The sequence below is a fragment of the Haloferax mucosum ATCC BAA-1512 genome (genome assembly GCF_000337815.1).
GTDB classification, from domain to species: Archaea; Halobacteriota; Halobacteria; order Halobacteriales; family Haloferacaceae; genus Haloferax; species Haloferax mucosum.
In genome coordinates this window covers 1-12,294 of record NZ_AOLN01000001.1, presented here as the reverse complement: position 1 = coordinate 12,294, position 12,294 = coordinate 1, and the positions used below count along the sequence as shown (strand labels likewise).

The window sequence follows — 12,294 nt, the reverse complement described above, 5'->3', positions numbered from 1 at the left end:
GTGACGCGGTTATCAGGCTCGATAACAAACAGAACGAGTGTCGAAGTAACCGGGAAGAAACATCAACCACAATCGAATTTTATCTGTCATAATTGCGGTTGAGACGCTACGACGACGTGATATAGATTCCAAAGAGGACGACGGTACCGCCAAGGATAGTCGGGAGCGTGGGAATCTCACCGAGGAGAAACAGCGCAAGAATCGTACTGCCGACAGGTTCCCCGAGCAGGGAGACGGAGACGACGCTCGATTCGAGATGGGCGAGCGACCAGTTGATGACGGTGTGTCCGAAGAGACCCGGACCGACCGCCATGCCGAGAAATAAGAGCCATTCACGGGCGGGATAACCGGTGAGTGGGTCGCCGTTGACGAGCGTCAGCGCGAGGATGACGACCGCACAGACGCTGTACACCACGACGACGTACGGGACGAGCGCAACCCGACTGCGGACGCTTCGGCCGGTGAGAACGTACGCGGCGGCCGCGACTGCGCCGACGACGGCGAGACCGTTGCCCAAAAGAGGGCGTGGCGCGCCGCTCGGCGTGAACAGGTCTGAGACAGACATCAACACCATCCCGCCGAGTGCGACTGCGATACCAACAGTGGTCCGCCGACCGACCCGTTCGTCGAGGAACGCCCACGCGCCCACCGCGACGAAAAGCGGTTGTGCCTGGACGAGCGTGACGCTCGCGGCGACGGTCGTGTGATTCAAGCTTTCGAACCACGAGGCGAAGTGGGCCGCGAGCGCCACGCCCGCGCCGCTGGCCGCAACGAGATCGCGGCGCGAAATCACAGCCAACGCGTCCCGGTGGCGAACGATCGCAATCGGTGCCAAGAGAAAGCCCGTGAACAGGACGCGATAGAACGCTTTTACGAGGCTCGGGGCGGCGCTCCATCGGACGAGAATCGCACTCGTACTAACCGCGAGTATGGCGATGGCGAGACCAGTGAGCGGCGAAACCGGGCCGTCGAAGTCGGTCGTTGACACAGCCCGAGTGATGGGTAGTGATACCTTACCGCTTGCGGCGTGACCGACATCCAGTGTCGTGCGTGACTGGTCAAGTCGAAGTAGGTGGCATGCGTCGAAGTGGGCCACACCGAGTCTAATCTGCCGGGTTCGACCAGTTCGTTCGAAGCCGCTGAGTTCGGTCGAGTCAGTCGAGTTCGGTCGAATCCGTTGAAGTCGTTCGAGTTAGTCGAGTTTCGAATCAGGTCGAATCCGTCGGGTGACCGAGTTCGATTGAATCGGCTCCAACCAGTTCGGCTGTGGTATCGAAAAGAGAACGATTCGTCCAGTCGGGCAGTACTCCGGTCGAGCGGTACGTAGCTACTCTGCGTCCGCTGGCGTGTCGAAGTCGTGGAAGTGCTCGCCTTTTTGCTTCGTCAACACGTTGAGCGCGGCGGCCGCGCCGTCGCCTGCCGAGATGATTGCCTGCCACTCCTCGGCGCGGACCATCGCGCCCGTCGCGTAGACGTTTTCGACGCTCGTCTCCATCGTCACGTCTACGTCTACGACGCCGTCTTCGGTGAGGTCACAACCGAGTTCCTCGGCGAGGTCACGGTTCGCACCAGTTGCGAGGACGACATAGTCCGCCTCGTGGTCTGTCCCGTCGGCGGTGACGACGAAGCCGTCGTCCGACTGCTCGACGGCAGTGACTTCCGCCTCGTGCAGTGCCGCGCCGAACGCCTCTACTTGCTCGCGTGCATCTTCGACGAACTCGGTTCCGTCCTTGGATTCGATACCGAGATAGTTGAACAGATGGGCCTTGTGAAGCCACGTCTCGTCCGTGTCGAATACGTCCACGTCGAGTCCGTTTTTCGCGGTGAACAGTGCCGCCGACAGTCCTGCCGCGCCACCACCGACGACGATTACATGTGCCATGTGAATACATGACTGTCTAGAGATAATTGAGGATTTGGGCACCGGCGTTTTGTGAACTGGTGTGGCGGCACTGGAACGCGACGGCAGTCCCAGTACGAATCCCAATCTGAGTTTCAGGTTCGGGCGCAACCGCAGTCTCAGCGCCAGCCCCGGTCCCGGTTCCGTTCGGGCTTACTCCGCGTCGGTGTAATCGGGGCGTTCAGCGTACGGAATCGGGTCGCGCTCCCCGAGGTTCTGGAACGCTTGCAAGCGGAAGGCACAGGAATCACAGGTACCGCAGGCGGGGGCTTCGGCGCGGTAGCACGACCACGTGTGCTCGAAGGGAACGCCGAGTTCGAGACCGCGGCGGGCGATGTCCGTCTTCGCGTCGTGGACGAACGGAACCTCCAGCGAGATGTGCGTCTCGGGTTTCGTGCCGACATCGACCATCGCCTCGAAGGCGTCGAAGAACTCGGGTCGGCAGTCCGGATAGCCCGAGTAGTCTTCGGAGTGTGCACCGACGAACACGGCGTCGCAATCGTTTGCCTCGGCGTATGAGACGGCCATCGACAGGAGGTTAGCATTTCGGAATGGAACGTAGGAGGTCGGCACCTCGTCGGACTCCATGTCGGCGTCTTCGACCGTCATATCGTCGTCGGTGAGCGACGACGCGCCGATTTGTTTCAGGTGGCTCGTCTCGATGTGGAGGAAGTCGTTGGCGTCCAGTTCGTCCGCGAGCGCTCGGGCGCAGTCGTACTCTTTCGACTCCGTTTTCTGGCCGTACGAGGTGTGAAGTGCGTATATTTCGTATCCGCGCGCTTTGGCCTCGTAGGCGGTCGTCGCGCTATCCATGCCACCGGAGAGGAGAACGACGGCGCGTTTTTCGTTCGTACGAGCGGTGCCGCTGGCGCTACTGTGTGTGTCGTGAGAGTCGTCAGTCATGTTCGTGTCGAAGAGCGTCGGTTTTCGGGCGATTCAGGTCTCGGGAGCGTCATTCCAGAGGTCTACGTGGAGTCTCGGCGTGTATCGGTAGCCACACTCCGCCGCGAGGTCGGCGACCCGGGTTCGGGTTCGGGCGAGCGCCTCGCGGGTCTGGCCTTCGGGCATGAGGAGTACGTCGGTGTCTCGGACCTCGCGTGACGTGACGCCGCGAACGTCGGCAACGACCGACTCGATTTCGGGGAGGTCGTCGCGGCCGGTGACGACGAATTTGAGTTGGAAGTCGTCGGCGTGCTCAACGAGCGCGGCGAGCGTATCGAGGTTGATACGAGACGATTCGTGTCTGTCGGTCCAGACGCCGGGGTCAGTGTCTTCCGGGGCGTTCTCCGGTGTCGGCGTCGATGACGCGAGTTTGGGACTGATGCTCGCTAAATCGACCGGCGCGTCGGTTTCGAGCGTTCCGTTCGTCTCGACGGTGAGATGGTAGTCGTCCGCGAGCGCCGACAGGAGTGACGAGGTTTCGTCGTGAATGAGCGGTTCGCCGCCGGTGACGACGACGTGGTCGGGGTCGAGCGTGCGTACCTCGGAGACTATTTCTTCGACGCTCATCCACGCGTGCGTCGGGTCCCACGAGGTGTGGTACGAATCGCAGAACCAACAGCGGAGGTTGCACCCGCTCGTGCGGACGAACGTACTCGGGACACCGGCGAGTTTGCCCTCTCCTTGGAGCGATGCGAATAGTTCGTTGATCGGTAGTCGCTCGCCGTCGGCGTCGGTGTCGGTTCGGATGACGGAATCAGAGACGGGCATGAGAATCAGAATCCGGCGCAGAGTTCAGACGTCTCGCTGACTTCGACCGAAATCGACGAGACGGTGTCTGGAAGTGCCGCTAAAAGTTTCTCTTCGAGGATGACGGCCATCGCTTCGGCTGTCGGCGGGACGTCGAGCACGACCGTCGCGTCGGCATCGCCGGACCGCTCGAAGGCGTCGACAAGCGGGTCGCCATCCTCGACGAGGAACCTGTGGTCCCATTCGTCGATGACATCGGTTACGTCACCCTTGTCAACGACCCATCCCTCCTCGGTGAGTTCGCCGACGACACGGACGGTGATTTCGTAGTTGTGACCGTGTGGGCGGCTACATTTACCGTCGTGGTGGAGGAGGCGGTGACCGGCACTGATGCGAATCGGTCGGTCTCGACCGATATGGAGGACGCGCTCACCTGCCCGGGACAGTGGGGTCTCGACGTTCCCATCCGCCTGTCGTGTTTCGTTAAGTGTTCCCCGAGGCATATCACAGGATTATCACGAGACTATTTAATACTCCTGTCTCAGTACCGTCGTGCGTATCTGACGCACGGTGTAAGCGTTACGAGAGCGATTGTAATAGGTTTGTGGAGAGGAGAGTCGTGTCTCGAAGACAGAGGTTGAATCGGCAGAAGACGGGCCGAGAACCAGATACAGCACGGCAGTCCGACCCATCCGACCGAGTCCAGTTCAGGCCGACACAGTCCAATTCAGACGACACAGTCCGACACGGACCGCACGCGCAGACACGAACTCCGATGTGAACGAATACCGTATAGGGAACGGACGGCGTGGTCGCTTACGCAGTTCCTCGTTGCGTCGACGTTCACACGATAGAAACCGAGTACGGGTTCTTACGGATGAGCGGCTATCGCGTCGCGCCACGAGTCCGGGACGCGAGTCGGGCGACCGGTTTCGTCCATCGCGACTTGGACCGTCTCGCCGGTAGCGACGACTTCGCTCTCGTAGGAGACAGTGTAGTAAAGCGGGAAGCTCTTGTCGCCGATTTCGCCAGCTTCGACCTCGACTTCGGCGGTTCCGACGCCTTCAATCGGTGCCTGATAGTCGAGTTCGAGGTGTGCGACGACGATGTGCGGGTCCGACAGCGGAACTCCCATCACGTCCTCGAAATATCGAACGCGGGCCTGTTCGCAGTAGGTCGCGTAGACGGCGTTGTTGACGTGGCCGAACGAATCGTGGTCGCGGAATCGGACCGCAACTTCGGTGACGAAGCTCATTGGACTGCGGAACACGGGCAAACGGTATAGCCTCGGCGGTTCGTCGTGCGCTCAAAACGGCTGGACGTGGCGGCGATGGCGAGGTACAATCGAATCGAACAGTGGTAACAGAGTTCCGAGTCCGGTATCGGACGGGTCAGTTGGCCGTCGTGACGGAATGAGAAGTGTCGGGGTTGGGGACGCGTCTTCCGTGGAGCGCCACCGCCTTCCAAACGTTCGAACGCGACCCGGCACGAACCATCTCGATGGGAACCCGCGCACCCTCGGGAAGCGACGCGAGTGCATCACGAATGCGTTCTGACTCATACGCGACGAGATGCCGCGTCTCGTTCGTCTCGTGTACTTCGACAGTCATCGTTCCGTGGTCGTTCATTTCGACGCGGACGTTCACCACTACCGGCGCGGAAGCAAGAGTCGTCATTGCCCACACGTACGGACCAACCAAGCATAAGTCGTTATAATACTGATAACTCATGGTATGAAATCCACGTACTAGATGGGATAGGAACCAAACGTATGGTCGTCACTGGAGACGTATATAGGATAGATAGTTCATTTCAGTGCGCAAAACTTGTTCGGCTCGACTCATTATCTCCCGTTCGCTGGCGCTCATTGGAGTGGGAGACAAAGCAAAAGCTCGCAGGTATTAAAAGCAGTCCGCTCTCCCCGATTTGAACCCACTCGCTCACGACGTTCGCTCACTGCTCAAATCAGGTCGAGGTTGTCTCGGCAGACGCCGTTGGCTCACTTCGTTCGCAGACGACGTCAGAAACGAGTCCGCTCTCCCCGATTTGAACGGGGGACAAGCCGATCTACAGTCGGCTGCTCTGCCAGGCTGAGCTAAGAGCGGTCAAGAGAATCTGAATCTGCGGTCGGACTTAAGAATTCTCATTTGTCGCCAGAAGCGCCCGACTGAAGTGCGATAGTTGACGACTCAACGGTCAAAATAGAACTACTCGACTGCTAAACCGGGGGCACCCTCTCGGTCGCTCTCAGTCAGTTACTCGGTGGCGTGTCAGGGTCCGGTTGCGAATCAGAATTTGAATCCGAGTCTGAGTCCGAGTCAGCCGTCTCGGGTGAGCTTTCGGGCTTCGATGGCTCGGACTCGTCAGCGTTGGTTTCACGAACACGGATACCCTTCCCAGCGAGGTGTTGCATCTGGCGCTGTGCGAAGTCTTCCTCGCTCGTGCCACGGGTGGCGAGGACGTACATGAGTGCACTACCGGCGGGACGCATCGTTCGGCCCGCACGTTGGGAGCCTTGCCGACGGGACCCACCGAGTCCGGATGCGACGATTGCGAGTTCCGCGTTCGGGAGGTCGATTCCCTCGTCACCGATTCGAGAGATGACGAGCGTGTCGAGGTCGTCGTCGCGGAATGCCTCGAAGTACGCTTCTCTGCGGTGGTGTCTGGTCTCGCCGCTAACGAACGGAACGTCGAGCGCCTCGGAGATGGTCTCTCCTTGGTCGAGGTAATCAACGAAAACGAGCGTTTTCGAGTCGGCGTGGCGAGCTCGGAGTCGGCGAATCTCGAATATCTTCCCGGGATTCATCGCGGCGAGCATGTGTCGCTCACGGCCGTCACTCGCGGCCCACTCGTTGCGTGCCATATCGTCGCTCCACCCGACGTATCGGATTTCGATTTCCGGCTCTTGAACGTAGCCCGCGTCGAAGAGTTTGCTCCAGTCGGTCCCGATTGGCGGGCCGATGAGGGTGAAGATTTCTGCCTCTTTGTCGTCTTCGCGGATGGGCGTCGCAGACAGTCCGAGGCGGTGTTTGGACTGTAAATTGGCGCTTCGCTGGAAGACGCGACTGGGAATGTGGTGAGCTTCGTCGTAGATGATAAGCCCCCATCGACGGGAGTCGAACAGGGAGCGGTGTCGGTCCATCCCCGCGGTTTGGTAGGTTGCGATCGTCACGGGGCGGATTTCCTTCGACCCACCGTGGTACTCGCCGATTTGGTCGCGTGTGAGGTCGGTCGTCGAGAGTAGTTCTTCGCGCCACTGCCGTGCGAGTTCACGGCTGGGAACGAGAATCAACGTCTCGCCGCCGACCGCACCGAGTGCCCCGATACCCGCAATCGTCTTTCCAGCTCCGGGTGGCCCAACGAGAACGCCGGCGCGCTGGTCGATGAACCGATTGACCCAATCTTGCTGATAGTCGCGGAGGTCGATGTGAAGCGAGATGTCGAGTTCTTCGCCGTCTTCGAGGTCGCGGTCGTCTTCAACCGGGTATCCCGCGTCGTAGAGAACCCGTTTGATGGCCGCGATCTCCTCGTCTCTGACCCACGACTCGGTGTCCGAAATCGGCGCGTAAACCTGGCTCTCGTCGAGTTTCTGAAGCGCGACGTTCCCCATCAGGCTCTCGGTTGCGGCTTGGAGAACCGTGTAGCCGTCCTCGTGGGAGTAGAGTCGGAACTGGTGGGCACGCTTCCACTGGTCTTCGACCCACGATTCGAGGTGGGCCGAACGTTCCGGAAGGACAGACCGAAGCATCGAAAGCAGGTCGTGAACATCGTCGAAGGGTGCCTGCCACACGTCTTCTTGACGGATTCGGTAGAGATAGCCGCGGCCTCGCCCCTCGCGGTCTCCGGTGGTATCGACGAGGTGCGCGAACTGCGAGAGTCGTGCTCGCGTGTACTGGGTCGGGTTATCGACGACGAGTTCGCGGCGCTTCGGGAACAAGACGATTCGCTCACGCGACGCGAGTTCACCCCACTCCGTTGGATACCACACGAGTGGGTCGGTCTCGACAGCCACGTGCTCGACTTTGCCGGCGTCTGCGAGAACGTCGAGTGCATCCAGCGCATCCGCCTGGGATACGTCGAGACGGCGGGCGACCTGTTGTGCGGTCACGACTGGTCGGCCCTCGGCTTCGAGGGCTTCGTAGAACGAGGTGAGAGAGATATCGTCGTCGGAGGTGCTGTCGTTCGAGATGCCGCCATCCGAGGTACCATCGTCCGGTATGCCGGTGTCTGTCACGTCAGCGAGTCGGTCCAGTACGTCTTGGTCAGACGCGTCTCGGCCGGACGTGTCTCGGTCGAACGAATCCGACGGCTCGGAGGCTGAACTCCGCGTGCCCGACTCGTCTGGAGGGATTTCTCGGTCCTCGTCCTCGGCAGTCATCGACTCCGGATACGGACGCGACGGGGAAACGGCTTGCGACACCCGGGTGGCAAAGAACGCCACCCCGTGGCCGGACACTCGCCTACGAAAGTTGCGCGGGTACGATTGTTTCACTGTGACGTTCGCGGGGTCAGTGTGATGTTCCCCGTTCAGCGTGACGTTCCCTGTTCAGCGTGACGTTCCCTGTTCAGCGTGACGTTCCCTGTTCAGCGTGACGTTCCCTGTTCAGCGTGACGTTCCCTGTTCAGCGTGACGGTCCCTGTTCAGCGTGACGGTCCCTGTTCAGCGTGACGGTCCCTGTTCAGCGTGACGTTCTCGACTGGGCGGGCGCCATTTGGTCGAAGACGGACCGGAGGTCGTTGTCGATGGTGAGAAAGTCGGGAAACTCTTCGAGCGTTCGAATACCGTCGAGGTAGACGTATTCGACCGGTTCGGGAGGTATCTCTTCGAACACTTGTACGGGACCGTGGTCGGCCAGTCCGATGAAGGGACGCCCTTCTGGATCTGTTTGCGGCGTCAGTTTATGTTCGAGGTATAGCGTCGCCATGGCGAGCGCACTCGCCAACGGAACCTGACCGGGCGTGAGTTGCCACGTGACATCACGAGTTTCGTACTTTACAGTCGTGACGTACCCATCGTCGAAGCGAAAGCAATCGACGGTTTCCTTCGGTCGGGACCATCGTGACTCGACTTGACGTGACCACTTTAGGGACCACTCCGATTGGCCTTCTCCCGACGATATCGCCTCTCGGAGACGCGCCCACACACGACCGAGCGTATGCATGAGTAATTAGTTGGTTCTCCGGGGTAATTGCATTGACGCCACGAGAACGGCACAGTCTGCCACGCCGAAGAGTCACGATTGCACGCCAGTCCGTTACACACCTCGTTTCCGGTGAATCGTGCCGGTGGGTTGACTCGCCGACGAGAGCAAAGACACCGCGGTCGTAGACGGTCACGCACACCTCGCTTCCGGTGAATCAAGAAAACGGCAGGGACGGGCAGAGACACTACGTTTCCGATGAATCAAAGCGAGAAGGTGGCCAGGGATATTCGGAGACGTGAGGGTGGCGAGACGATATCGACTCAAACTATCGTGTAGACGAACACAGCCACCGACAGGAAACGCATGAGTAGACCAACATAACGATAGTTGGGAACGTTGTAGCGCTGACAGACACCGTGTTTCCGGTGAAATGGGCGAGCGCGTAGGGAGGGGTCACAGCGAAGATTGTATGACTCGTCTCACAGACACACCGGGTTTCCGGTGAACGAATAGGAGACACGAGAGGGTCCAGGGACGCCGTAATACCGAGATTAGGGTCGTGTACGGCACTGTACGATAGCCACGAGAAATCGAATCGGTCCACTTATATCCCACACACCACGTTTCCGGTGAAACCGGTGAGAAGAGGAGCTAAAAGACATGCTCGGAAGGAGAGGTACGTCACGGAGACAAGCACTGTATTTCCGGAGAAACGGGACGATTTTTGCGTTCGTTCCATCCTTTGTGGTTCTATATCTCTCAATTCGAACGTAGCCTCGTTTACACAGGGTATAGAAATAGTTAAATAGTTTATTTGTGTTACCGACCATTGATACACTCGCAAACAAGATAATACTCGAATCTCGAGTATTGTTTGAGTCGAAAGAGACGTCCGAGTTAGGGTTGGATAACTCCGGCTGAGTCCTGTTAATACGTGTACGAGAAATCCAACCGTTCGTTGCCGTGTTCTGCTCGACAATCTCTCCACGACAAGTAGTTCTTTGACTGGTCGTGCCCGCTTAGTGTCTGCATCGTTAACTGTTGCCGGTCGCCTATTCTGTCTGCTATCCGTGCGTTGACTTTGAATTCGCGCCGTAGACGCCGCTCAAGAGTGCGTCACCTCGTCTAGCCTACTCCTCTTCCGAGGCTTTGGGAAGATGCTTCCCATCGTTCTCTCGATGTTCGAGTGCTGTGTCGCTTCTTTAGTACCAATAGAGTACCCCCACACCGTGTTTCCGGTGAACGAATACCTCCATTTCGTGTGGACAGGAAACGGAGGTTCGTGGTGGTTCACCGGAAATCCGGTGTGTGTGTGCTACGCCGAATGGTAAGTCCTTTCACCGGAAACGTGGTGTGTTGCGAACATGCCTAACGCCAGCGACGACCTCTTCACCCGAGAGGACCCCATCTTCGCTAACAAGGAGTTGTTGGAGATTAACCATCTCCCGGGTGAGGGTCGCATCGTCGGTCGTGACGACGAAATTTCGAGTCTTGCGACGGCGGTGAATCCTGCCATCTTCGGACAGAGCCCGAGTAACGTTCTTATCTACGGGAAAACGGGGACCGGAAAGTCGTTGTGCGCCAAATACGTCTCACAGCGCCTCGTCGAAACTGCTGAAGAAGAAGGTGTGAAAGCGACCTTTGCGTACGTCGATTGCGCACAGGACACTACCGAAACGCAAGCGGTCCAGACGATCGCCGACAGCGTGAACGAAACTGCGGTCACGGGAATCAAAGTTCCTGATAAGGGTCTCTCGACTTCGACGTACTACAAGCGACTCTGGCGTATCCTCGACTCACTCTACGACGTCGTGCTCATCATTCTCGACGAGATAGACAAACTGAGTGACGACGATATTCTCATGCAACTGTCGCGTGCTGGCGAGGCGGGAAAGATTGCCGGCTGTAAGCTCGGCGTCATCGGCATCAGCAACAAGATTCAGTACAAAGACCGAATGGACGAGCGCGTCAAATCGAGCCTCTGTGAACGCGAATTCGTCTTCCCGCCATACGATGCGAACCAACTCCGCGACATCATGGACGCGCGTAGTGATGCCTTCCGTGACGGTGTTTTGGATCCATCGACGATTCCGCGTGCGGCCGCACTCGCCGCCCGCGAACATGGTGATGCACGGAAAGCAATCGACATCCTCCGGTACGCAGGCGAGATAGCACAATCCATGGGCGCCAGTACGGTCAGAGAAAACTTCGTCACACAGGCGCGTCAGCGAGCGGAAACCGACCGTTTCCGCGAACTGATTCGCGGGTCAACGCCACACTCCCGATACGTGCTTCAGGCACTCGCTATCCTTTCGCTGTCGAACCAACAACAGGACGGCTTTCGGACGAGTCGCGTCTACGAGGTCTACGAAAATATCTGCCGACAGCAAGGCTCCGATAGCCTGTCACTCCGGCGCGTCCGCGACTTGCTGAAAGAACACGCGTTCCTCGATATTATCGAACAATCCAAACACAGCGGTGGGAGCGCCGAAGGTAGCTATACGAAACACCAACTGCTGGAAGACCCCGACGTAGTGAAAGATGTCCTTACGGAGAACACGGACACGTAGTAGACTTTCTTCAACTCCTGTCGGTAACTCTGTCTTTCTATTCTCTGCACCGTGGGAGATACCGTCCCGTTCACATACACACGTACTCGTCTCGGACGAGTCCGACGCTTCTCGTATTGATGGTCCTGTGGTACTCATCAGCAACGGAAAATGGGGTCGAAAGCGTCTATCCGAGGAGACCGAGCGCATCGATACGCTCGACGATTTCCTCGACTGCGGTCGCCGCGTCGTCAGTCTGCTTGCCACCGGTGATGACGATTTTTCCGGAGCCAAAGAGGAGAATAACGACTTTTGGTTTGTCCATCCGGTAGACAAGTCCGGGGAACTGCTCGGGCTCGTACTCGACGTCTTCGAGTCCAAGGCCGATTGCGAGTGCGTTTAAGTTCAGATTATGTCCGAGGTCGGCGCTGGAAACGATATTCTGAACGGTGATCTCTGGGTCGTCGTCTACGGGGATCTGTAACTCTCGGAGTTTGTCGAAGATTATCCCGAGTGCGTCGTGTACGTCGTCGATGCTTTTTGCGCCCGTACACACGATCTTCCCAGAGCGGAAGATGAGCGCCGCGGCTTTTGGGTCCTGTGTGCGGTAGACGAGACCCGGGAAATTGTCGGGGTTGAAATCCGCACCCGGAAGGTCGTCAGCAAGTGCTTCGAGGTCGAGCTCCTGACCGATCCCGGTCGATGCGACTACGTTTTGAATTTCGATGGAGTCTGCCGGCCCACTCATTGCTCGCACGTGAATCGTAGCTCTGTCCTTATAAAGCGACCCGATATAAACGATTTCACCCAACCAATATCTCACGCGATGCGCGCACACGGGAAACTAATAATATTGATTTCGCTCAACTTTCGGTTGATGTCACGACATCCGGCGAGTGAAGTTATGACACTACTCGTGTCTATTTTTCTCATGGAGCTACTAAATCAACGGCCTTAAATGTAACCGTGGCATTGGAAGTAATGTGAAGAAGCGCACGGGAGTACTCCTCCC

11 protein-coding genes and 1 tRNA gene are annotated in these 12,294 nt (G+C 58.3%); 1 reads left to right on the top strand and 11 read right to left on the bottom strand.

The genetic code is table 11. The annotated features are described in order from the left end of the window. Positions 1-106 precede the first annotated feature (106 nt). The 10 genes from C440_RS00065 to C440_RS00015 all read right to left on the bottom strand — a co-directional run bounded on the left by C440_RS00065 (position 107) and on the right by C440_RS00015 (position 8,751). Positions 107-988: a DMT family transporter gene (locus C440_RS00065; RefSeq protein ID WP_008317067.1), complete on the bottom strand. Its 882-nt coding sequence runs from the start codon at positions 986-988 to the stop codon at positions 107-109. Positions 989-1,327: 339 nt separating this feature from the next. Beyond that, positions 1,328-1,882, bottom strand: a complete 555-nt coding sequence (locus C440_RS00055) for an FAD-dependent oxidoreductase (RefSeq protein ID WP_008317064.1) — start codon at positions 1,880-1,882, stop codon at positions 1,328-1,330. A gap of 171 nt (positions 1,883-2,053) precedes the next feature. Further along, positions 2,054-2,803 (bottom strand): 7-cyano-7-deazaguanine synthase QueC, encoded by a 750-nt coding sequence (queC, locus tag C440_RS00050; protein ID WP_008317063.1) that lies wholly within the window; start codon positions 2,801-2,803, stop codon positions 2,054-2,056. A gap of 33 nt (positions 2,804-2,836) precedes the next feature. After that, the gene (locus C440_RS00045) at positions 2,837-3,610 is read right to left on the bottom strand and encodes a 7-carboxy-7-deazaguanine synthase QueE (RefSeq protein WP_008317062.1); all 774 of its coding nucleotides are present in this window, start codon (positions 3,608-3,610) and stop codon (positions 2,837-2,839) included. A gap of 5 nt (positions 3,611-3,615) precedes the next feature. After that, entirely contained in the window at positions 3,616-4,092 is a 477-nt protein-coding gene (locus C440_RS00040; protein WP_008317061.1) for a 6-pyruvoyl trahydropterin synthase family protein, read from the bottom strand. 368 nt (positions 4,093-4,460) lie between these two features. Next, on the bottom strand, positions 4,461-4,844 hold the full coding sequence (locus tag C440_RS00035; protein ID WP_008317060.1) for an acyl-CoA thioesterase: 384 nt from the start codon (positions 4,842-4,844) through the stop codon (positions 4,461-4,463). A 136-nt stretch (positions 4,845-4,980) separates the two neighbouring features. Next, positions 4,981-5,265, bottom strand: coding sequence for a hypothetical protein (locus tag C440_RS00030; RefSeq protein ID WP_049915065.1), 285 nt, complete (start codon positions 5,263-5,265; stop codon positions 4,981-4,983). Between the two features lie 355 nt (positions 5,266-5,620). Further along, positions 5,621-5,694, bottom strand: a tRNA-Tyr gene (locus tag C440_RS00025). Positions 5,695-5,840: 146 nt separating this feature from the next. After that, positions 5,841-7,967 carry a DEAD/DEAH box helicase gene (locus C440_RS00020; protein WP_008317058.1) on the bottom strand — a complete coding sequence of 709 codons (2,127 nt, stop codon included), beginning with the start codon at positions 7,965-7,967 and terminating at the stop codon, positions 5,841-5,843. A gap of 301 nt (positions 7,968-8,268) precedes the next feature. Beyond that, positions 8,269-8,751: a hypothetical protein gene (locus C440_RS00015; RefSeq protein ID WP_008317056.1), complete on the bottom strand. Its 483-nt coding sequence runs from the start codon at positions 8,749-8,751 to the stop codon at positions 8,269-8,271. A gap of 1,346 nt (positions 8,752-10,097) precedes the next feature. On the opposite strand from C440_RS00015, the gene C440_RS00010 reads away from it, so the two are divergent. Further along, the gene (locus tag C440_RS00010; protein WP_008317054.1) at positions 10,098-11,303 is read left to right on the top strand and encodes a Cdc6/Cdc18 family protein; all 1,206 of its coding nucleotides are present in this window, start codon (positions 10,098-10,100) and stop codon (positions 11,301-11,303) included. Positions 11,304-11,469: 166 nt separating this feature from the next. Here the strand turns inward: C440_RS00010 and C440_RS00005 are convergent, their stop codons facing one another. Beyond that, positions 11,470-12,030 (bottom strand): TATA-box-binding protein, encoded by a 561-nt coding sequence (locus C440_RS00005; protein WP_008317051.1) that lies wholly within the window; start codon positions 12,028-12,030, stop codon positions 11,470-11,472. Between the last annotated feature and the right edge of the window lie 264 nt (positions 12,031-12,294).

What these genes read in the sequence shown, in the direction of transcription:
- C440_RS00040 (WP_008317061.1), bottom strand. Translation starts at nt 4,092, where the DNA reads ATGCCTCGGGGAACACTTAACGAAACACGACAGGCGGATGGGAACGTC.
- C440_RS00005 (WP_008317051.1), bottom strand. Translation starts at nt 12,030, where the DNA reads ATGAGTGGGCCGGCAGACTCCATCGAAATTCAAAACGTAGTCGCATCG.
- C440_RS00020 (WP_008317058.1), bottom strand. Translation starts at nt 7,967, where the DNA reads ATGACTGCCGAGGACGAGGACCGAGAAATCCCTCCAGACGAGTCGGGC.
- queC (WP_008317063.1), bottom strand. Translation starts at nt 2,803, where the DNA reads ATGACTGACGACTCTCACGACACACACAGTAGCGCCAGCGGCACCGCT.
- C440_RS00055 (WP_008317064.1), bottom strand. Translation starts at nt 1,882, where the DNA reads ATGGCACATGTAATCGTCGTCGGTGGTGGCGCGGCAGGACTGTCGGCG.
- C440_RS00030 (WP_049915065.1), bottom strand. Translation starts at nt 5,265, where the DNA reads ATGACGACTCTTGCTTCCGCGCCGGTAGTGGTGAACGTCCGCGTCGAA.
- C440_RS00015 (WP_008317056.1), bottom strand. Translation starts at nt 8,751, where the DNA reads ATGCATACGCTCGGTCGTGTGTGGGCGCGTCTCCGAGAGGCGATATCG.
- C440_RS00045 (WP_008317062.1), bottom strand. Translation starts at nt 3,610, where the DNA reads ATGCCCGTCTCTGATTCCGTCATCCGAACCGACACCGACGCCGACGGC.
- C440_RS00035 (WP_008317060.1), bottom strand. Translation starts at nt 4,844, where the DNA reads ATGAGCTTCGTCACCGAAGTTGCGGTCCGATTCCGCGACCACGATTCG.
- C440_RS00010 (WP_008317054.1), top strand. Translation starts at nt 10,098, where the DNA reads ATGCCTAACGCCAGCGACGACCTCTTCACCCGAGAGGACCCCATCTTC.